The following is a 23,752-nucleotide window of genomic DNA, read 5'->3' as shown; positions in this document are numbered from 1 at the left end:
CTAGGGGTGGCTCGGGGTGCTAAGCGTCCTGCGTGGACAGGCGACCGGCGTGATCACCCCTCGTCACGGGGATCTCCGGCTCACGCCGGGTGAGCACCAAGGGGGCGTCCTCGGTGATGGCGATCGTGTGCTCGGAGTGGGCCGTGCGTGAGCCGTCGGCCGACCGGATGGTCCAGCCGTCGGCGTCGTAGACGATCCGGTCGGTCGTGCGGGCAAACCAGGGTTCGAGCGCGAGGGTCAGGCCCGGCCGGAGCGTGAGACCGCGCCCCGCCCGGCCCTTGTTCGAGACGTGGGGCGACTCGTGCATGGTGCGGCCGATGCCGTGGCCGCCGAACTCGGTGTTGACCGGATAGCCGTAGTCGTGGGCCACCCCTCCGATGGCCGCCGAGATGTTACCCAGGCGATTGCCCGGACGCGCTGCCTCGATCGCCGCCTCCAACGCTTCCTCGGTGGCACGGATGAGCCGCAGGTCCTCCTCGGCGGCGGTCCCGACGACGACCGTGCGCGCCGAGTCGGCCACCCAGCCGTCGACGCTGACCGCGAGGTCCGCGCTGAGTACGTCGCCGTCACGCAGCGTGTAGTCGTGGGGCAGGCCGTGCAGGACGGCGTCGTTCACCGACAGGCAGATGACGTTGCGGAACGGGCCGCGTCCGAAGGACGGCGCGTAGTCCCAGTAGCACGACTCCGCCCCACGCCGTTCGATCATGCCGCGCACATGGCGCTCCAGGTCCAGGAGGTTGACGCCCACGTCGGCGAGTCGCCCGACCTCGGACAGCACCTCGGCGACGAAACGCCCGGCCACGTGCATGCGTTGGATCTCCGCAGGCGTCTTCAGTTCGATCACGAATGCCTCGCATCACAGGGTGTTGGTATAGTTATACCGGAACTCTAACACGTGCCGGTATAGTAATACCAGTCCTAAGGGCATGGTCCGCGACCAGGCGGAAGTCGCGCACGCGGCTGGATCTCGCCGGAAACCCTGAGCAAGATCGAGGCCGGACGGCGTGGAACCGGCCGGTCGGCTCGTCGCCGACATCAGCCTGTCGATGCGCGGATCAGTTCCAGTCGGTCAGCAGGCGCTGGAACTGCTCGTTCGCCTCCACGGGGTCGTAGCCCGGCAGGGCCTCGCGCATGAGCTCGTGGGCCTGGCGCTGGGCGTCCTCGCACGCCACGTGCACCGCCGCGAGCGTCTCCTCGGCCAGCTCGCGGCTGTCCATGCGCGTCGAGCGTGGGCCGTAGACGATGTCGAGGACGCGGCCGTTCACGTCCACGGTCGCCTTGACCTGGTCCGGTCCGGTCTCGCCCGCTCCGACGATCTGGTCGAGGTCATCCTGCGCCGTCTCGAGCCAGGCCAGCACCCGCTCACCTTGCCGGGCCACCTCGTCGATGCCCTGATCCGAGATGGCGGCGGGGTCGAACTGCCGGCCTTGCACGCTTGCCTCCGAGCCTAGGAAAAAAGATCGCGGGCCACCTGCTCGACCCGATGGCGGACGAAGGTCTCGTCGAGCGGTTCGGGCAAGGCCGCGGCGCTCTCGGCCGCGTCCGCGATCTCCTGCGCCTTGCCCGCCGCGTCCTCCTGCGCCGCCCTGAGCACCGCCGCCACCTCGTGGCCGAGCGCCGACCGGCCGAGTCGCAGCGCTCGCGGGTCGATGTGCAGCCGGGTCAGCCCGCCCTGGCCGTCGGCGGCCGCTTCGAGCAGTCCGTCCTTGCTCCGCGCCAGGCCCTCCACCCGCTGGATCGCTGCCTGCGCCGCCCGCAGGTCGCGGATGATCCGCCGGCCCTGCGTGGAGTAATCGATCAGGTATTCGGCGTCGTTTTCCGGTGTTGGTGACCGCATGTCGGACCTCCGGTCATCAGGAGAACGGACAGCGGCCCAGTCTAGCCACATACCGCCGTGACCTTGACATTGAGCGGAAGATCACATGAACGGGAACTGTCTACAAGATCACGATATGTGGCGATAAAGTGCTTCGCCATGACGGGATTTGAGATCGCCTTGGGGGCGGTGGGGCAGGAAGCCTCCCGGATCAGGACTCATGCGGAGGAGTACCACGCCGCACTGGACCCGCTCAGAGCTCGCGGCGACGGGGTGTCCTCTTTTGGGGACGACGGCCTTTTCGGCATGTTCGTCATGATGTACGCCGAGTGCCGCGCGGTGGCGATGGACGTACGGGACGGCCTGTCCATGGTGATGGACGACACCGGCGACGGCCTGCACGCCGTGGAGCGGAACACGCGGGAAGGCGAGGCCGCGAACGCCGAGCACATGACGAACGTGGTCCCCCCATGGTCGTGATGCTGCCGCCGGAGGCGGCGGGGATGATGTCGATGCTCGGTCCTTGGCCGGCCATGAACGAGGATGAGGCCCGGGCCGAGGGCCGGGCCGTCCGTGCCGCCAACGCCGGTACGGCGCCCGCGGCGGGCGGGGCCGACGCGGCGGTCCGTGCCACGCAGCAGGTCTATCGCGGCGAGTCGGCGACCAGCATGGCCGGCCACTGGAACAGGACCGGTGGGGAGGGCGGCCACATCGCCCAGGCCGGCGCGGCGATGAGGACGATGCCCGCGGCGCTGGAGGGCACCGCGTCGGTGGTGTCCGCGGTGAAGGTGGCGGCGGGCACCCAGGCGGTGTTCACCGCGGTGGGTGTCGCCAAGGCGCTGGCGTTCGGCGGGGCACTCGGGGCAACGGCCGCGACGGCGCGGGTGCTGGCGTCACGTCAGGCGGTCAGAAAGATCATGCGTGAGGGCCGCCAGGGCACCGACAACGTGATCGGGCCCTACCTGCGCAAGAACGGCACCGACGTGCTGAGCCGCATCAGGGACGACCTCCGCCGCCTGGGAGGCCCCGGTGGACGCCTGGCCGCGGCCGGCCCGCGCGGTGGCGTCCCCTTACGCACGTCCGGCCTGCGCAATCCGTCCGGACCCCGGTCCGTCAAGGACGGCATCGCTCAGATGGGCCGCAGGAACAACAGGGATGACGGCAGAGGCAACAGGGGGCGCGGCGGCGGAAGCAGCCGCGGAGAGGGCGGCCTCTTCTCCCGGCGCTCGGGCAATGGCCAGTCTTCTTCGTCTTCTTCGTCTTCTTGGCGCGTGGAGAATGACGGCAGAATTCACGGCGACCCGCCCAACAGCGCCAAAGGCATGACGGAGCGAGAGGCGAAGGCCACCAGGAACAAACTGAAGAAGAGCATCAAGACGAGGAAGGACGAGGAGAACAGAATGGGCGTGGAGGTCGGGCACGCGGAGCGGATCAAAAGGGAAGAGAAAGCGCTCAGAGAGCTCGAGGACAGCATACGGCGGCAGCAGTACGAACAGCCGGACATGCCGTCCAGCAGCGGCGGCACGTACAACAGCGGCAGCCAGGCGCGCGCCGACCACTATCCCACCGCGGCAGAGTGGGAACAGCAGAAGAAGAACAGGAGGTGGTGACAGCCGATGCAGACGCCAACAGGCGACGATCTGATCGAGCGCATCCGCACGCATCCGGCTGACGACGACATCGTCGGCCCGGCGGCCAACGACCTCCTCAGCGAGCTGTACGCGGGATATCCCGTCGAGAATCTCGGCAAGCTTCTCCACAGCGACAACGAGGTGCTCGTCCGGACGGCTGCCTGGTTGCTCTCGGAGCTGGTCGAGCTCGCCGCCCCGATGATGGACGAGGTCCCGGCCCTGCTCGCCAGCCCGCTCCGCGCCGTCCGGTACAACGCGACAGCGGTGGTGCTGGAGAACGCCGACGAGCGGCACGGGCCCATCATCGCGCAGGTCATGAACCTGAGCCGGGACCCGGAGAGCGCCGTCCGCTGGAAGGTCCTCGAATTCCTGACCGAGGCCTCGATCGAGCAGCTCCAGGCAGGGGCGTCATGCCTGCCCCCCGGTCATGTGAAGGAGCTGGCCGAGTGGCTGATCCTCCAGGACGGCGAGGATCCCGACCTGCCCGGCATCGTCATCCGGCTGGAAGCGGGCGACCCGGTGACCCGGCTGTTCGCCGCGGCGGCCGCCGCGAGCCTGTCCGACGAGCAGGACATGAGCCTCCTGGAGCACGCGGCCATGGTCGAGGAGGAGGAGATCCGCTCGTTCGCCCAGGCACGGCTGAGCGACCTGCGCGAGGACGCCGCCGGCCCGGACGATTGAGGAGGGCACGGGGGAGGATCCGAAGGATCGGCTCCCCCGTACTGGGACTTCAGCCGAGCGTGTTCCAGAAAGGAGCACTGGTGGTCGGCGGCGTAGTCGACCGGCCGCACGGCGTCCGGCACCAGGCCGAGGACGGGCCCCTGCCGGGTGAACCGGGACCAGCGCGGCGAATCCGGACTGTTCGGGTCCCCGGTGCGGGCGAAGGTGGTCCAGTAGTCGACCATCCGCGCGCCGAGCCGCTGCTGCGGCGGGGTCGACAGGAGGTTCGCGCCGCCCAGGTCGAACACGGACGGCAGGTCGCCGGCGTGGGCAGCGCCCGGGGGCAGCCCGGGGACGTCGATGCCGTTGATGTTCGGCGCGTCACGATCGCCGAACTCGTAGGCGTACACGTCGGTGTGGCGGGCCAGCAGCCGGTCGGCCGTCAGGGTGGGGCAGGCCCAGGATCGGTCCGTGATGACCGCCGCCCAGGCCATCGCCGGTGAGTCGTACGCGGACAGCGGATAGCGGGCCCGCACCGCGTCGGCCTGCGCACCGAACGACTTGCGCAGCAGTTCGGGGTAGCGCTCGGCGGTGAACTTCTGACCGGCCATGGCCGCGCCGCCGATGAAGGCGCGCATCTCGTCACGGGTGCCACCGGAGATCACCGGCACCCGGTGGAACCTTCCCTCGCGCAGCGCGCGGGCCGGGTCGGCGGGCAGCAGCGGAGTGCCGTACGTGAGATGGTCGCTGAAGGCGCCCGTGTGCGGCAGGAGCTCGGCCACCGGCAGGTCGCGCAGGCAGGCGAGCGTCTGCTCGGCCGTGCCGTTGCCGCAGCGCAGGCGCGCGGCGAGCGCGGCGCCGTCCTTCCGCGTCGTCGCCAGGGAGGTGTACGGCGCGTGTGCGGGGGAGCCGGGGAAGAGCCCTCCGTCCGGCCAGTCGAGCAGGCACGAGCCGGAGGAGACGATCGCCTTGTCGAACAGGCCGGCCGAGGCGGGACTGGTCAGCAGCGCGCAGGTGCTCATGCCACCGGCCGACTGGCCGAAGACGGTGACGTTGCGCGGGTCGCCGCCGAGGGCGGCGGCGTTGCGCCGCGTCCAGCGCAGCGCGGCGATCTGGTCCGCCAGCCCGTACGTCCCCGAGCCCGCCAGCCCCTGGTGCCCGAAGTAGCCGAGCACGCCGAGCCGGTAGTTGGCCGTCACCACGATCACGTTGCCCTGGGCGGCGAGGCGCTGGGCGTCGTAGAGGCCGGCCGTGCCGCTGGTGAACCCGCCACCGTGGAACCAGACCATCACCGGCAGCCGCTCGCCGCCGGCGTCGCGCGGCTCGGCGTAACGGACCCCGAGGAACGTCCGGACCGCTCCGGCGTCGGTGCCGCGCACCAGTCCGGACTGCAGGCGGACGACCGGCGCGCCGGTCGCCGGCGCCGGCACGGGCGGGCCCGTCGACTGCGCGGGGGTGGCCACGCCGAGCGTGATCAGGGCGGTGGCGGTGGCCAGCAGGCGGTGCACGATGGTCATGAAGGACTCCTTCCGGTCGATGGACGCCGGGTGCTCATGCAGCCGGCCTGGTCATGGGTCCGCGCGGGTGGCGCGTTCGAAGAGCGTCACCAGCTCCCGGGCGTAGGCGCGCAGATCGAGGGCGGCGTCGCCGGCCAGCAGGAAGTTCGGCCCCTCGACGGAACGCTGCAGGCTCGTCGCCATCACCCGCACGTCGAAGTCGCGGAACTCGCCGGTCTCCTGCCCCCAGCGGAGGATCTGCTCCAGCGGCGACACGGCGGTGCGCTCCTTGGGCTCGCCGTAGTCGATGCCGCCGTTGATGAAGATGTCGAGCAGCGCCTTCATCTGGGTCTGATGCGCGCCGGAGAACTCGATGTTCCCCTCGATGTAGGCGCGCAGCGCCGCCGACGCCGTCGGCTGCCCCTCCAGCCGCTCGGTCATGAACGCGGTGATCTCGCCGTAGATCTGGATCATCGCCTGCTGGAACAGCTCGTTCTTGCTCGCGAAGTGGTAGGAGATCAGCCCGGTGCTGGACAGCCCCGCACGCTTGGCGATCTGCGCGAAGGAGGCGCGGGGGTAGCCGAGCTCGGCGATCGTCTCGATCGCCGCGGCCACGATCTGCGCCCGCCGCCCGGTCTCCGTGAAGGTCCTGCCGTGCGGCCGGGGCTGTTTTGCTTGCATGAGCTAATCGTAGCTCAGGTAAGCAAAATCTGAGGCGGCAAGCGGGGCGATCGTCGCTCCTGGGACACCCTGGATCGACGCGTGTCGAAACCTTTCGGAAATCGTCTTAAAGTTTCTCTATTGCATTGGCATCGGCATTGCCTATTCTGCCCTGCAAGAGCGTTCGCGGTCGTCCCTCGGCCCGGCGGTGTTGATCAGGGAGTGCGTCATGCGGTCGAAATGTTTCGGTGACGTGTCGTGATGAGGGATGATCGGCGGCTCACGCTACCGGATCTGCTCGCACGACGTGCTGAGGAGCAGCCCGAGCGCCCGGCGCTCATCGTGGCCGACGTGGGCACGATCACCTTCGGCGCATGGGACCGGCGGGCCAACGCCGTCGCGCACGCGCTGATCGACCGCGGTCTCCCGCCCGGCCACCGGGTCGGGCTGGTGTTCGACGAGCGGGACTGGATCGACTTCGCCGTCGCCTGGTGCGCCGTCATGCGGGCCGGTTGCGTCAGCGTGCCGCTGTCCGGCAGGCTCGCGCCCGCCGAGTTGCGGCACGCGCTGCTGGACTGCTCCGTGACCGCCGTCCTGCACGGCACGGACGTCACGCCGCCCGAGGTGGGCGAGTGGCGGGCGACCCCGGCCGAGCTGGAGTGCGGCGACGAGACCCCGGTACGGCGCGACCTGCGGCCCGACCGGCTGGCCCAGATCATCTACACCTCGGGCACGACCGGCCGCGCCAAGGGCGTCGGCGCCACCCACGCCAACCTCGCCTACGGCGTCTCCATCCATCCCCGCCGCCGCAAACTCGCCCACTCCCGGCACTTCCTGCACGCGTTCCCGATCGGCTGCAACGCCGGCCAGAGCATGCTCGTCAACGCCCTGGACGCCAGCCCGGCCGCGCTGACCCTGCCGCGCTTCACACCGTCCCGCTTCGCCCGCCTGATCGAGTCGTACGGCGTCGGAACGGTTTTCGTGGTGCCCGCCATGGCCATCGAGCTGCTCAACGCCGGGGTGCGGGAGCGGTACGACCTGTCGAGCGTACGGCTGCTCGGCTCCACCGCCGCCAGCCTGCCGCCGGCCGTGGCGGCGGGCATGGCCACGGCGTTCCCGAAGGCGACGATCGTCAACTACTACACCTCCACCGAGGCGGCCCCGGCGCAGACCACGATGATCGTGGACCCCGAGCGGCCCGCGTCGGTGGGGCGGCCCTCGTCCGGCAGCGACCTCAAGATCGTCGCCGAGGACGGCAGCCCCGCCGGAATCGGCGAACAGGGGCACGTCTGGCTGCGTTCCCCCGCCGGGACCCGTGCCTACTACCGGGACCAGCGGCTGACCGACGACATCTTCCAGGACGGCTGGGTGCGCATGGGCGACGTCGGCTACCTCGACCAGGACGGCTACCTCTACCTCGTCGACCGGGAGAGCGACGTCATCAAGTCCGGCGCGCACAAGGTCTCCACCCTCCAGGTGGAGGCCGCGCTGTTCGAGCATCCCGCGGTCGCCGAGGCCGCGGTGATCGGCATCCCGCACCCGGTGCTCGGCCGGGTGACCGCCGCCGCCGTCGTCACCCGCTCCCCGGTCACCGCCGCCGACCTGCGGACGTTCCTGCTGGACCGGCTCGCCAGGCACGAGCTGCCGAGCCGGCTGCTGTTCCTGCCCGAACTGCCGAAGAACCATGTCGGGAAGGTGGTGAAGCCGCGGCTCCTCGACCTGCTCGGCAGCCCGGACGCGTCCACGTGAGAACCGACTTCAAGCGCCAGTGGATGAGACAGAGAGAACGGACATGACGCACCACCAGGAAAGCCTTCCGGCTACGTTCACCCAGCAAGTCATGTGGATCAGCGAGCGCATGGGCGCCGGTCCGGCCTACCACATGCCGCTCGCCCTGTGGCTCGACGGCGACCTCGACGTGGGCGCACTGCTGTCGGCGTGCGCGGACGTAGCCGCCCGGCATCCGGTGCTGGGCACCGCCGTGGAGGAGAGCGGTGACGGGCCGCGGCTGGTCACGGGGGCCGAGCCGTCCGTTACGCTCACCGACGACGTCGGCCCGGCCACCGGCGCCCTCATCCGGCAGGAGAGCGCACGGGGCTTCGACCTGGAGAAGGGACCGCTGGCCCGGTTCACGCTCGCGCCCGCCGGGCCGAACCGGCACCTGCTGCTGTTCGTCGCTCACCACCTGGTCTTCGACGGCATGTCCAAGGACATCCTGATCAACGACCTGGCCCGCTGCTACACGTCCCGGATGGGCTCCGGGACGCCGGGTCCCGTGCCGCCGCTGCCCATCGACGACGCCGTGCGCGCCGAACACGAGCGCGTGTCGGCAGCCCTGCCCGCCGCCCGCGACTTCTGGGCCGCCCGCTGGACGCGGCCCACCGACCTCGTCCTGCCCGGCCAGCGCCGCACCACCGGGCGACACGGCGTCGCCGGGCAGATCGGCGTCGGCGAGCAGATCGACGTCGGCGTCGACCGCGAACTCGGCAGGGACGCCGCCGCGGTGGCCGCGGCGGTCGGTGCGACGACCTTCGAGGTGCTGCTCGCCGGGGTGCACGCGCTGCTGTTCCGGTACGGCACCGAGAACGTGGCGGTCGCGATCGACGTGACCACGCGCGGGCCCGCCACCCGCGAGCACATCGGGCCGTTCGTCAACGAACTGGCCGTGCTGTCCCGCCCTGCGGCCGACCAGGCGTTCGGCCAGTTCGTACAGGACATCCGGGGCGAACTGCGCGAGCTGTACAGGTTCCGGGAAGTGCCTCTGGCTCGGGCGGCCGGCCTGCCGCCGGGCGGCGCCGCGATACCGGTGTCGATCAGCTACCGCAAGGCGGCGGCCGACCCGGTCTTCCCCGGCCTGGAGCTCTCCGTCGACCGCATGATGTTCGGCGGCGGCGTACGCAACGCCCTGCACCTGCAGTTCGTCGACGGACCCGACGGGCTGGCCCTGTGCCTGCGGTTCGACCCGGCGGCCGTCGACACCGGCACCGTGACCCGGTTCGCCGACGGCATGCGCGCCCTGCTGCGCGGCGCCGCCGCCGAGCCCGACACCCACCTGTCCGACCTGGACGTCCTGCCGGCGGCCGAGCGACGGCGGCTGCTCACCGAGTGGAACGACACCGCCGCCGCCTACCCCGCCGGCGCCACCCTGCCCGGCCTGTTCGCCGAGCAGGTGCGGGCCCGCCCGGACGCGACCGCCGTGACGTACCAGGACCGCTCGCTCAGCTTCGCCGGCCTGGACGCCGCGGCCGACCGTCTCGCCCTGCGGCTCCGCGCCGCCGGAGTCGCGCGCGGGGACCTGGTCGCGGTCCACCTGCGACGCTCCGACACCCTCCTGATCAGCCTGCTCGCCGTCCACCGGTGCGCCGCCGCCTACCTGCCCCTGGACCCGGACCACCCGGCCGAACGCCTCGCCATGATCACGGCTGACGCGAAGCCCCGTCTCCTGCTGTCCGAAACGCCCACCCCGGACCTCTCCGTCCCGGCGCTCGTCGTCGGTGAGGGGGAGCCTGATTCCGGGCTGAAGCTCGTCGGAGAGACCGGGCCGGAGCCGGCCGAGATCGCGTACGTGATCTACACCTCGGGATCCACGGGGAGGCCCAAGGGGGTCGAGGTCGACCATCGGAACCTGGCCAACCTGCTGCTCGCGATGCGCGACCGGCTCAAGTCCGGTCCCGCCGACACCTGGCTCGCCCTCACCTCGCCCGCGTTCGACATCTCCGCGCTGGAGCTCTACCTGCCGCTGATCACCGGTGGCCGGATCGTCGTCGCCCCGCACGGCGCGGTGCGGCGACCGGAGGCGCTGGCGCGGCTGGTCGCCGAGCAGGGCGTCACGCACGTACAGGCCACCCCGTCGGTGTGGCGGCTGCTGCTGCCGGGCGGCATCGGCGGCGTGACCGCGCTGACCGGAGGCGAGGCGCTGCCGCCCCGGCTCGCGGAGGAGTTACGCGCCCGCTGCGACCGGGTGCTCAACGTGTACGGCCCGACCGAGACGACGATCTGGAGCACGTACGGCGAGCTCGGTGACACGGTCACGATCGGCCGCCCGCTCGCCAACACCCAGATCTACCTGCTCGACGAGGCCCTGCGCCCGGTGCCGATGGGCGTCGCGGGCGAGCTGTGCGTCGGCGGAGCCGGGGTGGCCCGCGGTTACCGGGGCAGGCCGGGCCGCACGGCCGAACGATTCGTCCCCGACCCGTACGGCCCGCCCGGTTCGCGGCTGTATCGCACGGGAGACCTGGCCCGGTATCGGGCCGACGGCGAGATCGAGTTCCTCGGCCGTCAGGACGGCCAGGTCAAGCTTTTGGGACACCGGATCGAACTCGGCGAGATCGAGACCCGCCTGCTGGAGCACCCCGAGGTGGCCGAAGCAGCGGTGATCGTCCGCGACACCGAGGACCCCCGCCTGATCGCCTACGTCGTCCCAGCCCCCAACGCCCCCTCCAGACCTGATGCGCCCATCAGGCCCGCCCCCGGACCCGGCGTGGCCTCCGAACCCAGCCCGGCCTCGGGACCCGGTGCGGCCTTCGGGCCCGGCCCGGTTCCTGGCCCTGGTGCGGCCGTCGAGGCTCGTGCGGTCCTTGAGCCCGGCGCGCTGAACGCCCATCTGGCCAGGACGCTGCCACCTGCGATGTTGCCGAGCTCGTACGTTCTGCTGGACGCCCTTCCGCTGACCCCGGTCGGCAAGCTCGACCGCGCGGCGCTGCCGACCTCCTCAGGAGCGCTGACCGACTCCGGTGACGCCCCGGCCGTAGCCCCGAGCCCGGTCGGAGGGGACCTGACGGGTTCTGTGCGGGGGGATCTGGTCGAAGCCGATCTTGCCGATATCGTTCGGCGGATCTGGCGGGAGGTGCTGGATCCGGCCGACGTGGACGAGATCGGCGTTGACGACGACCTGTTCGACCTCGGCGGTCATTCCCTCACCATGACCCAGATCACCGCCCGGATCAGGGAACGGCTCGGCGTCGACGTGTCGCTGGACGCCTTCTTCGACGATCCCACCATCACCGGGATCGTCGAGGAGATCACCCGCCTCCGCGCCGACCAGCCCACGGCGGACGACCCGGACGAGGGGGATGACAGGCCCGTTCGCCGGCCGCCAGGGGTCAGCCCGCCGCTGTCGTTCGGCCAGGAGCGATTGTGGTTCCTGCAACGGTTCGACCCGCGCGACGCGTCGTACAACATGTGCCTCGTGCTGCGGCTGCGCGGCGCGCTGGACGTCGGCGCGCTGGATGCCGCGCTGGAGGCGCTGGTGGCGCGGCACGAGAGCCTGCGCACCCGCTTCCCCGACGTGAACGGCGAGCCGATCGCCGTCATCCACCCGCCCGGCCCCGTCCAGGTCGAACGCCTGGACCTGACCTCGGACGCCGCCTCAGACGCCGCCCCGGAGCGCGACTCAACGGCCGACTGTAAGGCCGACCCAGAGGAGCGGGCGCGGCGGCTGGTCGCCGAGCGCACCAACGCGCCGTTCGACCTGGCCGGGGCGCCCCCGCTGCGGATCACCCTGCTCACGATCGGCCCCGGCCACCACGTCCTGTGCTTCGTGCTGCACCACATCATCGCCGACGGCTCGTCGTTCAGTGTCCTGTTCGACGACCTGTTCGCCTTCTACCAGGCCGCGGCCGCCGGCGCCGAGCCCCCGCTCGCCCCGCTGCCGGTGCAGTTCGGCGACATCGCGCTGTGGCAGCGGGAGCGCGACCGGGGCGAGGCGGCCGAGGAGTCGCTGGACTACTGGCGCCGCCGCCTGGCCGAGCCGCCCCTGCTGGAGCTGCCCACGGACAAGCCAGGCGGGGAACGGCCCGAGGGGGCCTTCCACACCTTCCGGATCCCGCAGGAGGTCGTCACCCGCCTGGAACGACTGGCCCAGGAGCACGGCGCGTCCCTGTTCATGGTGCTGGTCGCCGCCTACCAGGTGCTGCTGGCCCGGCACACCGGGCAGAGCGACATCCTGGTCGGCACGCCGTGGGCGACCCGCGACCGGGTCGAGCTGGAACCGGTCATCGGCTACCTCACCGACACCCTGGTCCTGCGCGGCGACCTCACGGGCGACCCGCCCTTCCGCGACCTGCTCGCCGCCACCCGCGGCACGGTGCTGGACGCGCACGCGCACCGCGCCGTGCCGTTCGAACGGCTCATCGGCGAGCTGGGCGTGCCCCGCGACCTGCAGCGCAATCCACTCCTCGCCACCATGATCATCCTGCACAGTCAGGCGGGCGACGGCGCGCCGCCGGAGCGGGTCGGCGACCTGGGCGTGGAGCTGTTCGACGGCGGGTTCCGGCAGGCCAAGTTCGACCTGGCGCTGGAGACCTGGCGTAACGACGAGGGGCTGCTCGCCGTGCTCGGCTACGACGCCACCCTGTTCCACGCGGCCACCGTCGAGGGCTTGGCGGAGCGGTTCGCCGTGCTGCTGCGCGGCATCGCCGACGCCCCCGAGACCCCGCTGTCGCGGCTGCCGCTGCTGACCGGCCGCGACACGGCCGCCCTGGCAGGCGGCGGCGACCCGGCCGCCCTGACGGGTGGCGGCGCACCGTACCGGCAGAGCGAACCCGTGCCGGTGCTCTTCCAGCGGGCGGTCGCCGCCACCCCCGACGCCACCGCCCTGCTGTGCGGCGCGGAGCGGGTGAGCTACGCCGAGCTCGACCTCAGGGTGGCGCGGCTCGCCGCGGCGCTGCGGCGGCGCGGCGTCGCCGACGGGTGTGTGGTCGGCGCGCTCCTGGACCGCTCGGCCGAGGCGGTGGTGGCGCTGCTGGCCATCTGGCGGGCCGGCGGCGCGTACCTGCCGCTCGACCCGGACCATCCCGACGAACGGCTCGCCTTCCTGATCGGCGACAGCGCCGCCCGCCTGGTGGTGACCGACGAACGGCTCGCCCGGCGGCTGCCGCCGGACACCGTCACGCTCATCGCCGCCGACGAGGCCCGGCGCGGCGACGACCGCTGGCTCGGCGGCTGGCACGAGGTCGAGCACGACGACCCGGCGTACGTCATCTACACCTCCGGCTCGACCGGCGTGCCGAAGGGCGTGCTGGTCGAGCACGGCAGCCTCGCCGGGCGCGTCCGCTGGATGCGGCAGGCGTACGACCTGCGGCCGGGCGACCGCGTCGTCCAGTTCGCCTCGCTCAGCTTCGACGCCCACGCCGAAGAGCTGTACCCGGCGCTGACCGCCGGCGCGGGCGTGCTGCTGCTGCCGGACGGGGCGCTCAGCCTGCCCGCCGCGCTGCGCACCCCGGCGGGCCGGGAGGTGACCGTGCTGGACCTGCCCACCGCCTACTGGCACCGGCTCACCGAATCGCTCGACGACGTGGCCTGGCCCGAGGGACTGCGGCTGGTCATCCTCGGCGGTGAGCAGGTCCAGGCCACGGCCGTGGCGCGGTGGCGGGACCGGTTCGGCGACCGGATCAGGCTGGTCAACACCTACGGACCCACCGAGGCGACCGTCATCGCCACGGCGGTCACCCTCGGCGTGGACGACGCGACCCGCCGTCCGCCCATCGGGTGGCCGCTCGACGGCACGACCGCGCACATCCTCGGCCCGTACGGCGAGCCCGTGCCGCCCGGCTTCCCCGGCGAGCTGTGCCTGGGCGGGGCCGGACTGGCGCGGGGTTACCTGGGCCGTCCGGCGCTGACCGCCGAACGGTTCATCCCCGACCCGTACGGACCACCAGGATCCAGGCTCTACCGGACAGGGGACCGGGCGCGGAGGCTGCCGGACGGGACGCTGGAATTCCTGGGCCGCCTGGACGGCCAGGTGAAGGTACGCGGCTTCCGGGTGGAGCCGGGCGAGGTGGAGGCCGCGCTGCTGGCCCATCCAGGGGTGCGCCAGGCGGTGGTGACCGCGGCCGCGGACCGGCTGGTGGCGTACGTGGTCGGCGCGGCACAGCCGGACGAGCTGCGCCGGCACCTGGCCGCGCGCCTGCCGGCCCACCTGGTGCCCACGAGCTGGGTGCCGCTGGACGCGCTGCCGCTCACCATCACCGGCAAGATCGACCTCGCCGCCCTGCCGGCCCCCGAGCCGGAAGCGGCGGCGCTGTTCGTGCCGCCGGGCACCGACGCGGAGGCGCTGGTGGCCGGGGTGTGGGAGCAGGTGCTCGGCCTGGACGTCGGGCGGGTCGGCACACTCGACGACTTCTTCGCCCTCGGCGGCCACTCGCTGCTGGCCACCCGGGTCGCGGCCCTGCTCGGGAACGCGCTCGAGGTGGAGGTGCCGATCCGCACCGTGTTCGACCGGCCGAGCGTCGCCGAGCTGGCGGCCGCGGTCGAGAACCTGCTGATCGAACAGTTGTCAGGCCTCTCCGACGCGGAGGCGGCTCGCCTGCTGGATGTGGAGGTGCCCCGTTGACCGGCCCGGACGCCCAGCCTGCCACCGAACTGCCCGCCACCGAACTGTCGGCCACCGAGCTGTCGGCCGCCAAGCAGGAGCTGCTCGCGCGGCGGCTGCGGCGCGGTGCGGTGGCGCCGGTGCGGCGCACCATTCCCGCCCGGCCCGGCCACGAGCCGCCGCCGCTGTCGCACGCCCAGGAGCGGCTGTGGTTCCTGGAGCAGTTCGCGCCCGGCACCACGCAGCTCACCATCCCGATCAGGCTGCGGCTGCGCGGCCCGCTCGACGTGGCGGCGCTCGCCGCCGCGCTCGACGCCGTGGTGGCCGCCCATGACGCGCTGCGCATGCGCTACCCCGCGACCTGGGACGGCCGGCCGCGGGTGGAGGTCGCGGACGACGTCACGCTGCCGCTGACCCGCCGCGACGCCCACGACGAGGCCGCCGCCAGGGCGCTGGTGGAGGAGTTCCTGGCCGAGCCGTTCGACCTGGCCGCCGGTCCGGTGGCGCGGGCGCTGCTGGTGCGGCTGGCCGGCGACGATCACGTGCTGGTCATCGCGGTGCACCACATCGCCGCCGACGGCTGGTCGGCCGACCTGCTGCTGCGGGAGGTCTTCGGCCGCTACGAGGGCGAGCGGCCGACGCCCCTCGAGGTCGGGTACGGCGACTACGCGGCCTGGCAGCGCGATCTGCCGCCGTCGCGGCGTGACCTGGACTTCTGGCGCGACCGGCTGGCCGGGCTGGAGCCGCTGGACCTGCAGACCGACCGGCCCCGCCCGCCGGAACGCACCTACACCGGCGCGGCGCGAGCCTTCCCGCTGAGCCCCGAGGTCTCCGCCGAGCTGGCGCGCCTGGGCCGTGAGCACGGCGCGACGCCGTACATGACGATGCTGGCCGGGTTCGCCGCGCTCCTCGGCCGCTACGCGGGCGCCTCCGACGTCGCGGTCGGATCACCGGTGGCGGGCCGCCAGGCTCCGGAGCTGGACGGGGTGATCGGCTGCTTCGTGAACATGCTCACGATGCGGGTGGACCTGTCGGGCGACCCCACGTTCGCGGAGCTGCTGGAGCGGGTGCGCGAGGTCGCCGTGGACGCCTTCGCCCACCAGGACCTGCCCTTCGAGCAGCTCGTCGCCGAGCTGGACCTGCCCCGTGACGTGTCCAGGTCGCCGCTGTTCGGCGTCATCCTCGCCATGCAGAACTTCCGCGACGCCACCATCACCCCGCCGGCCGGGCTGAACGTGGCGGACTTCCCCCTGGACACCTGGGCGACCCGCTACGACCTGGAGCTCTACGTCACCGACGACCCGAACGGCGGCTCGTCCGGGCTCTTCGTCTACAACACCGACCTGTTCGACGCGGCCACCGTCGAGCGGCTGGCCGGCCACCTGAGCACCCTGCTGGAGCGAGTGGCCGCCCGGCCCGGCCTGCGGCTGTCGCAGCTCGACCTGCTCACCGGCGACGAACGGCGCCTGGTCGTCGAGGACTGGAACGACACCGCCAGGCACTTCCCCGGCCCGGCCACCCTGCACGGCCCGATCCAGGAGCAGGCCGCCCGCACGCCCGAGGCGACCGCCGTGCGCTTCGAAGGCCGCTCGCTCACCTACGAGCAGCTGGACACGGCCGCCGACCAGGTCGCGCACACGCTACGCGGCCTCGGGGTGGGCGCCGGGTCGGTCGTCGCCGTCTGCGCCGAGCGCTCGCTGGAACTGCTGCCCGCGCTGCTGGGCGTGCTCAAGGCGGGCGCGGCGTACCTGCCGATCGACCCCGACTACCCGGCCGACCGGGTGGCGTTCATGCTGTCGGACGCGGCGCCGGCCGCGCTCCTCACCCAGGCCAGGATCCGGCCGACGCTACCGCCCACCACCGCGATCACCCTCGACCTGGACGACCCCGGCGTCTGGACCGGCGCCTCCGGGCCGCTTCCCGAGGTGCGACCGGACGACGTCGCCTACGTCATCTACACCTCCGGCTCCACCGGACGGCCCAAAGGCGTGCCCAACACGCACGCCGGCATCGCCAACCGCCTGGACTGGATGCAGGAGCGGTTCGGGCTCGACGCCGGCGACGTGGTGGCGCAGAAGACGCCGCTGAGCTTCGACGTGTCGGTGTGGGAGCTGTTCTGGCCGCTGCGAACCGGCGCCAGGCTCGCGCTGGCCACCCCCGGCGGCCACAAGGACGCGGCCTACCTGCGCAAGCTGATCGTCACCGAGGGCGTGACCACCGCCCACTTCGTGCCGTCGATGCTCGCCGTTTTCCTCGGTGAGGAGGGCGCGTCCGGCTGCGGCGCGCTCCGCCGGGTGATCTGCTCGGGCGAGGAACTGCCCGCCGACCTGGCCCGCCGCTGCGTCGCCACGCTGCCCGCCGCCGAGCTGCACAACCTGTACGGCCCGACCGAGGCGGCCGTCGACGTGTCGGCCTGGCACTGCCTGCCCGCGACGCTCACCACGGCGGCCCGGGTGCCGATCGGCACCCCGATCGCCAACACCGCCCTGTACGTCCTCGACGAGGCCATGGAGCCGGTGCCGATCGGGGTGCCGGGCGAGCTGTTCATCGCCGGCGCGGGCCTGGCCCGGGGCTATCTGAACCGGCCCGCGCTCACCGCCGAGCGGTTCGTGCCGAACCCGTACGGCCCGCCGGGCTCCCGGCTCTACCGGACGGGTGACCTGGCCAGGCACCGCCCCGACGGCGCCCTGGAGTTCCTCGGCCGGCTGGACACCCAGGTGAAGCTGCGCGGCCTGCGGATCGAACTCGGCGAGATCGAGGCGGCGCTCCGCGCCCTGCCCGCCGTCCGGGACGCCGCCGTGATCGTCCGTGAGGACCGGCCCGGCGATCCCCGCCTGGTGGCCTACATCACGCCGGCCGACGCCGACCGGGAGGAGGACCTCGACGGGGTGCTCGACGGGGTGCTCGACCACGCCGGCGTCCGCGCCGAGCTCAAGAGGACGCTGCCCGACTACATGGTGCCGAGCGGTTACGTCACCCTGGCCGCCCTGCCGCTCGGCCCCAGCGGCAAGCTGGACCGGCGGACCCTGCCGGCGCCGGTCGCGGGCCGGGACGCCGGGATCGAGCTCATCGCCCCCGGCACGCCGACCGAGCTGGCCCTCGCCGCGATCTGGGGCGAGCTGCTGGGTGTCGAGGCGATCGGCGTCGACGACGACTTCTTCGACCTCGGCGGCCACTCCCTGCTCGCCACCCAGGTGGTGGCCCGGCTGCGCAAGCAGACCGGCGGCGCGGTCAGCGTGATGGACGTGTTCAAGCACCCCACGATCCGCGAGCTGGCGGCGCTCGCCGACACCCCCGCCGAGCGGCGCGGCCCCCGCTCGCTGCTGCACCGCCTGACCCCGGCCCGCAGCCTGGCGCCGGTGCTCAGCCATGTGTGCGTTCCCTACGGCGGCGGCAGCGCGGTCGTCTACCAGCCCCTCGCCGACGCCCTGCCGGACGGGCACGCGCTGTGGTCGGTGGCGATCCCCGGTCACGACGTGGGCCTGGAGGAGGACCCGCTGTCGCTGGACGAGCTGGTCGCCACCTGCGTGAGCGAGATCCTGGAGAAGGTCGACGGCCCGATCGCGCTGTACGGTCACTGCGGTGTCGGCTCGGCCGTGACCGTGGCGATCGCCCTCCGGCTGGAGGCCGCGGGACGGGATCTCACCGCCGTTCACATCGGCGGGATCTTCCCCTTCGCCCGGCCACGGGGCGCCCTGATGTCGCGGATCGCCCGCTTCGCCGAGGCGGAGCGGCTGCGCAGCGACCAGCGCTACGTCAACTGGCTGATCTCGCAGGGCGTGGACATGAGCGAGCTCGACCCCGCGCAGGCCCGCCGGATCGTGCGGAACATGCGCCGCGACTCCCGGGAGGCCGAGGAGTACTACACCCGCCTGTTCGAGGCCGGGCCCGACCGGCTGCGCGCCCCGGTGATCAGCGTGGTCGGCTCCGAGGACCCGGCGACGGACTACTACCAGGAGCGCTTCCGTGAATGGCACTTCCTGACCTCGACGTCGGCTGTGGTGGTGCTCGCGGAAGCCGGGCACTTTTTCCTGAAATATCGGGCCGAAGAGCTGGCCGAGATCGTCACCACCGTCCACCCCAAGCTGTCCAAGCCGCCCGCGCGGCTGAAACCGGCACGCGATCCGGACGCCACCTGGTGGCTGCACGACGTGTCCCACGCCGACTCGCCCTCGGCGGCGGCCGGGGCGGCGGGGCCGGCGGGGCCACAGCCCGGCATCCCGCGCTTCCTCGCCGTCGTGCTGAGCCAGCTCGTCTCCATCATGGGCACGGCGCTCACCGAGTTCGCCGTCCCCCTGTGGATCTACACCACGACGGGGTCGGTGGCGCAGTTCGCCCTGATGGCCGTCGTCGGCCTGGTGCCCGGCCTGCTCACCGCCCCGATCGCGGGGGCGATCATCGACCGGACGAGCCGGCGGCGGGTGATGCTCACCGCCGACGCCGCGGCGTTCACCATCCAGCTCGCCTTCGGCGTGCTGCTGTGGACGGGCAACCTGTCCGTGCCGATGATCTACCCGTTGCTGGGCTGCCTGTCGGTCGCGCTCACCTTCCAGCGGCTCGCGTACTTCTCGGCCGTGCCGCAGATCGTGCCCAAGCGCTACCTCGGGCACGCGGTCGGCGTCATGCAGCTCAGCAACGGCACCACCCAGCTCCTGGTGCCCATCTTCGCGGTCGGCCTGCTCGCCGGCATCGGCCTCGGCGGCATCCTCATCCTGGACGTGGCCAGCTACGCGATCGCGATCGTCATCCTGCTGATGGTGAAGTTCCCCGCCACCATGCCCTGGCGACGGCGCGAGTCGATCAAGGCCGAGATCCTCGGCGGGCTGCGCTACTCGCTCGGCCACCGCGGCTTCGTCGGCATGCTGCTGTTCTTCGTCGTGCTGAACGTGTTCCTGTCGCCGCTCCTGCTGATGTTCTCGCCGCTGGTGCTCTCCTTCGCCGGGCTCGCCGACGTCGGGCGGATCTCCTTCCTGGCCGGCGTCGGCACCTTCGCGGGCGCGCTCATCATGATCGTCTGGGGCGGTCCGCGCCGTCTGCGGCTGCGCGGCGTGCTGCTGTGCACCCTGGCCCTGGGCGTCTTCTGCGTGGTCACCGGCATGCGCGCCGACCTGACCGTGATCGCGATCGGGGTGTGCGGCATGACGGCCTGGCTCACCCTGCTCAACGGCATCTACACCACGATCGTGCAGGTCAAGGTGCCCCAGCGGTTCCACGGCCGGGTGTTCGCGATGAACACGCTCATCGCCTGGTCCACGCTGCCCGTCGGCTTCGGCCTGGTCGCCCCGTACGCCGCCTCGGTGCTCGATCCGCTGCTCCTGGACGACGGCGCGCTGGCCCCGACCGTCGGCGCGCTCATCGGCACCGGACCGGGACGCGGCATCGGCTTCATGTACCTGCTCTTCGGCGCCGCCATCCTGGTGATCACCCTGATCGCCATGCGGATCCCGGCGCTGGCCCGCTTCGACCAGGAGGTGCCCGACGCCATCGCCGACGACCTGGTCGGCGTACAGGCCCTGCGCCGCACCACCACGTCCACCGGCTCCACCGCGCCCGACAAGAACGACAAGCGCGCTAAGCGCGACAAGACGGAGGCATTGACATGACCGAGTCCCCACGCCACCAGGTGGTGGTCAACGACGAGGAGCAGTACTCGCTGTGGCCCGCGGACCGGCCACTCCCGGACGGCTGGCGGGCCGAGGGCTTCGCCGGCGGCAGGGAGCAGTGCCTGGCGCACATCGACGAAGTCTGGACGGACATGCGTCCGCGCAGCGTCCGCGCCCGCCAGGACGCCGACGACGCCCCCAACGCCCCCGCCGGCGTCGGCGGCACGGGGGGTGCGCTGTGACGACGGGCACGGAGGAGCTCGAGCGGAAGCTGGCCGACATGATCGCCGGCCTGTCCGACGGCGAGATCAGCGCCGAGGAGGTGCTCGCGGGCGGCCACTCGCTCTCGGCGCTCGGGCTCAGCTCGCTGGCCCTGATCCGGCTCGTCGACGCGATCGAGGACGTCTTCGGCGTGGACGTCGACCTCAGCGGCGACCTGTCGTCCTTCGAGTACGTGAGCACCCTGGCCGCCCACCTCGCCGACCTGATGGCCGGGCAGCCGCAGCGATGACCGCGAGCCGGAAGGACGTCCGGACGGTGACGTTCGGCGGGCAGCGGGACGGCGAGGGGACGCTCACGTGGGGGCAGCGGCTGATGTGGCGGGCCGTCCACCTGATGGGCGACAGCCAGTCCTTCCTCAACTGCCCCTGGGTGCTGCCCGTCTACGGCAGGCGCGACCTCGGCACGGTGCTGGAGGCGCTGCGCGTGCTGCTCGAACGCCACGACAGCCTGCGCACCACCTTCGTCGACACGCCGGACGGGCCGGTGCAACGGGTGGCCGGCAGCGGTGAGCTGACCGTGGAGCTGGTGGAGGCAGGCCAGGAGCGGGCGTTGCAGGCGGCCGAACGGCTCGCCGGCGAGCTGAGCAGGACCGTCTTCGCGCACGGCGAGGACCTGCCGCTGCGCTGCGCCGTCGTGACGGCCGACGGCCGGCCGAAGGCGCTGGCGTTCGCCTTCTCCCACCTGGCGGTGGACTTCCAGGCGCTGAGCCTGCTCTCCGCGCGGTGGCGGGGACTGCTCAGGGGCGAGGACCCGCCCGCCGACACGTGGACACCCCTGGACCAGGCCGAGCTGGAGCGCACGGAGCCGTACCTGGCCCGCTCGGCCAGGTCCATCCGCTACTGGCGCCCGGTGCTCGAAGAGGTGCCGCTGGAGGTGTTCGACCATCCCGCGGGCGAGCCGGAGGACCCCCGGTTCATCGAGGTCGGCATGGAGTCGGTCGCGCTCGCCGCCGCGGCCGTCCGGCTGGCCGAACGGTGGACGATCAGCACGACCAGCGTCCTGATCGCCGCCTGCGCCACCGCCCTGGCCCGGGTGAACGGCCGCAGGCGGGCCGTCATGCAGCTGGTCCACAGCAACCGGCGCGATCCCCGTACCGAGAGCATGGTCGCCACGGTGGGGCAGGACGGGCTGCTGGTGCTCGACCTGCCGGGCACCGACTTCGCCGACACCTGCCGGGCCGCGCACCGCAGCGCCCTCATGGCCTACCGCAACGCGCACTACGACCCGTTCGCCATGCAGGCCATGCGGGAGGAGGTCGGCCGGCGGCGCGGCCGGGAGCCGGACCTGGACGCCTTCTTCAACGACCGGCGAGGAGGTGGCAGCTGGCCGAACCTGCCCGGGTTCGCACCGGAGGCGGACCTGGCCCCCCTCACCGGGAAGACCCACACGTACGTCACGAACGCGTGGCCCGGAGTCCGGTTCAAGGTGTTCTTCACGGTGGGGACGGCGCCCGACATCGGGCAGCTCAGTCTCATCATCGACACCGCCTACCTGTCCCGGGAGACGGCGCAGGAGATGCTGCTCGGCGTCGAGTCCCTGCTGGTGCGCAGTCTGACCGAGGCCGTGGCCTGCCCGTGACCCGCTTTCGGCATGATCATCCCATGAGAAGAACGATCATCGCGCTGGCGGCCTGCGCCCCCCTGCTGGTGGCCCTCCCCGCCCAGGCCGCCGCCCCCAAGGCCAAAGATCCGGTACGGGCGCTGAAGGGTGAGTTCGTCGCCGGGCACGGCGTGCGCTTCACCGAGACCACCACCCTGTCGGGTGAGAAGACCAAGGTGCAGAGCCGCAAGGGCACCTTCCAGTTCAACGCCAAGGGCATCGCGGCCTATGACATCGTGACCACCTTCGCTCCCGAGAGGCTCGAGAGGGTCATCTCCGTCGACAAATTCAGCTACCTCAAGAGCCCGTCGCTCCGGCTTCTGGAGGGGAAGACCTGGGCCAGGCGCACGAGCGGAGGCGCCGGGGGTGGCGGTTTCAACGGGCAGGTCATCAACCCCGCCGAGCCCAAGACCCTGGCCGCGCTGATCAAGAAGGGCAAACTGACCAAGCGCGCCATCACGGGGAAGATCACCTTTAAGGAGCTCGACAAGATCTCGCCCTGGTTCGACCAGTCCGTCCCGCTGCGCATGCACGACGACACGACGGTCAGCTACACCCTCACCCTTACCTCTGTCGGGCTCGTGAGCAGGGTGAAGAGCTCGTACGCGGCGACGGCGGTGTTCGACGTGGGCAATCACGAGGGTAAGACCATGACGATCGACAGCCGCTTCACCGGATGGGGCGCCAAGACATCGATCAAGGCCCCCGATCCCAAGACGGTGGACGTCCAGCCGATCAAGTGACCGACGTGCTCAGGGGCGAGGGTCAGCGGGGCTGGGCGGCGAGGTCGGCGAGGCGGCGTTCCAGGGCGGCCAGCCGTTCGGGGACGGATTCGCTGTGCAGGAGCTCGGCCAGATGGTCGGACTCGTCCCGCTCCATCACGATGGTCTGCAGCGGCGTGTCCCCGGCGCCGGCGCCGTAGACGAACAGCGTGCGCTCGCCCCCGCGCGCCAGCACGGCCAGCCGCTGCCCGCTCCGGGTCATGCGGTGGTGCAGCGTCCCGGTGCCGGGCACGGTGTGCGAGACGGTGCCGGGCACGGAGTGCGAGTCGGTGTGCGAGAGGGCGGGTGAGGTCGCCCCGTCCGGGGCGGCCGCGCGGGACCCGTCGGGCCGTGCGGACAGCGCCGCCGCCCGCCGGACGGCGAACCCGTCCGCCCACTTCAGCAGGTCGTCCTTGAGCCGGATCTCGATCCGGGAGAACTCGATCAGCGCCACCTCGACGCCCCACTCGCCGGTGCGCTCGGTGATCGTGGCCGACAGCTCGCGCAGGTCGTCGTCCGACGGGTCGGCCAGCTCGGCCAGGTCGTGGCGGGAGACGTAGCGGCGGATCGCCTCCTCGGCCTCGGTGACGGTCGCCGAGACCGGCGAGGTGTGATGCCGGGCGTAACCGACCGGGTCGCGCACCGACGCCAGCGCGAGGCCGTTGACGCTCACCGCCACCCCGTCGGCCGTGGTGGCGGCGAGCCAGAGGATGTCCAGGTAGTCGGGTTCGTGCGGGGTCATCACCGCGCTGTCCACCCCCGGCAGCACGACGGCGAGGCCGGGCCCCTTCACCGTGGCCGCGCGACCGCGCCTGGTCACCACGAGCCGCCGTCCTCTGGGTACGAAGGTGATGACGGCTCTGATGACGACGGTGGCGAGCAGGATCATGATCAGGCTCGCGCCGAGGGCGATCGCGTCCATCTTCACTCCTT

The 23,752-nt window shown here is 72.2% G+C and carries 15 protein-coding genes; 9 read left to right on the top strand and 6 right to left on the bottom strand.

All coding sequences use genetic code 11. The annotated features are described in order from the left end of the window. Nucleotides 1-19: 19 nt before the first annotated feature. The 3 genes from map to ACTMTF_RS32680 all read right to left on the bottom strand — a co-directional run bounded on the left by map (nucleotide 20) and on the right by ACTMTF_RS32680 (nucleotide 1,837). Nucleotides 20-844: a type I methionyl aminopeptidase gene (gene map, locus ACTMTF_RS32690; protein WP_441114142.1), complete on the bottom strand. Its 825-nt coding sequence runs from the start codon at nucleotides 842-844 to the stop codon at nucleotides 20-22. Nucleotides 845-1,055: 211 nt separating this feature from the next. Next, a complete protein-coding gene (locus ACTMTF_RS32685; protein ID WP_441114141.1) occupies nucleotides 1,056-1,433 on the bottom strand; it encodes a YbaB/EbfC family nucleoid-associated protein in 378 nt (125 codons plus the stop codon). Between the two features lie 14 nt (nucleotides 1,434-1,447). Next, entirely contained in the window at nucleotides 1,448-1,837 is a 390-nt protein-coding gene (locus tag ACTMTF_RS32680; protein WP_441114140.1) for a YbaB/EbfC family nucleoid-associated protein, read from the bottom strand. A gap of 138 nt (nucleotides 1,838-1,975) precedes the next feature. On the opposite strand from ACTMTF_RS32680, the gene ACTMTF_RS32675 reads away from it, so the two are divergent. Continuing rightward, on the top strand, nucleotides 1,976-2,296 hold the full coding sequence (locus ACTMTF_RS32675) for a hypothetical protein (protein ID WP_441114139.1): 321 nt from the start codon (nucleotides 1,976-1,978) through the stop codon (nucleotides 2,294-2,296). Further along, nucleotides 2,287-3,426, top strand: coding sequence for a hypothetical protein (locus ACTMTF_RS32670; protein WP_441114138.1), 1,140 nt, complete (start codon nucleotides 2,287-2,289; stop codon nucleotides 3,424-3,426). Before ACTMTF_RS32675 ends, ACTMTF_RS32670 begins: the two co-directional genes overlap by 10 nt. A 446-nt stretch (nucleotides 3,427-3,872) precedes the next feature. Here the strand turns inward: ACTMTF_RS32670 and ACTMTF_RS32665 are convergent, their stop codons facing one another. Next, nucleotides 3,873-5,624: a carboxylesterase/lipase family protein gene (locus ACTMTF_RS32665; protein WP_441114137.1), complete on the bottom strand. Its 1,752-nt coding sequence runs from the start codon at nucleotides 5,622-5,624 to the stop codon at nucleotides 3,873-3,875. Between the two features lie 51 nt (nucleotides 5,625-5,675). Continuing rightward, complete coding sequence (locus ACTMTF_RS32660) at nucleotides 5,676-6,284, bottom strand: TetR family transcriptional regulator (protein WP_441114136.1); 609 nt, start codon at nucleotides 6,282-6,284, stop codon at nucleotides 5,676-5,678. A 240-nt stretch (nucleotides 6,285-6,524) separates the two neighbouring features. Here ACTMTF_RS32660 and ACTMTF_RS32655 point away from each other — a divergent pair, with 240 nt between their 5' ends. Genes ACTMTF_RS32655 through ACTMTF_RS32625 form a run of 7 tightly spaced genes read left to right on the top strand, consistent with a single transcriptional unit; the run spans nucleotide 6,525 to nucleotide 22,801 of the window. Further along, on the top strand, nucleotides 6,525-8,012 hold the full coding sequence (locus ACTMTF_RS32655) for a class I adenylate-forming enzyme family protein (RefSeq protein ID WP_441114135.1): 1,488 nt from the start codon (nucleotides 6,525-6,527) through the stop codon (nucleotides 8,010-8,012). A gap of 43 nt (nucleotides 8,013-8,055) precedes the next feature. After that, on the top strand, nucleotides 8,056-14,595 hold the full coding sequence (locus ACTMTF_RS32650; protein WP_441114134.1) for an amino acid adenylation domain-containing protein: 6,540 nt from the start codon (nucleotides 8,056-8,058) through the stop codon (nucleotides 14,593-14,595). After that, entirely contained in the window at nucleotides 14,592-20,177 is a 5,586-nt protein-coding gene (locus tag ACTMTF_RS32645; RefSeq protein ID WP_441114133.1) for a non-ribosomal peptide synthetase/MFS transporter, read from the top strand. Before ACTMTF_RS32650 ends, ACTMTF_RS32645 begins: the two co-directional genes overlap by 4 nt. Then, entirely contained in the window at nucleotides 20,174-20,419 is a 246-nt protein-coding gene (locus ACTMTF_RS32640) for an MbtH family protein (RefSeq protein ID WP_397014726.1), read from the top strand. The genes ACTMTF_RS32645 and ACTMTF_RS32640 overlap by 4 nt, the downstream gene beginning before the upstream one ends. After that, complete coding sequence (locus ACTMTF_RS32635) at nucleotides 20,416-20,688, top strand: phosphopantetheine-binding protein (RefSeq protein WP_441114132.1); 273 nt, start codon at nucleotides 20,416-20,418, stop codon at nucleotides 20,686-20,688. Before ACTMTF_RS32640 ends, ACTMTF_RS32635 begins: the two co-directional genes overlap by 4 nt. After that, entirely contained in the window at nucleotides 20,685-22,037 is a 1,353-nt protein-coding gene (locus ACTMTF_RS32630; protein WP_441114131.1) for a condensation domain-containing protein, read from the top strand. Before ACTMTF_RS32635 ends, ACTMTF_RS32630 begins: the two co-directional genes overlap by 4 nt. 23 nt (nucleotides 22,038-22,060) lie before the next feature. After that, nucleotides 22,061-22,801 (top strand): hypothetical protein, encoded by a 741-nt coding sequence (locus tag ACTMTF_RS32625; protein ID WP_441114130.1) that lies wholly within the window; start codon nucleotides 22,061-22,063, stop codon nucleotides 22,799-22,801. A gap of 22 nt (nucleotides 22,802-22,823) precedes the next feature. Here ACTMTF_RS32625 and ACTMTF_RS32620 read toward each other — a convergent pair whose 3' ends face one another. Then, nucleotides 22,824-23,741: an SPFH domain-containing protein gene (locus ACTMTF_RS32620; RefSeq protein WP_441114129.1), complete on the bottom strand. Its 918-nt coding sequence runs from the start codon at nucleotides 23,739-23,741 to the stop codon at nucleotides 22,824-22,826. Between the last annotated feature and the right edge of the window lie 11 nt (nucleotides 23,742-23,752).

Origin of the sequence: Nonomuraea sp. ZG12 (assembly GCF_052068115.1) — a bacterium.
GTDB lineage: Bacteria > Actinomycetota > Actinomycetes > Streptosporangiales > Streptosporangiaceae > Nonomuraea.
This window is presented reverse-complemented; position numbering and strand designations above follow the sequence as displayed.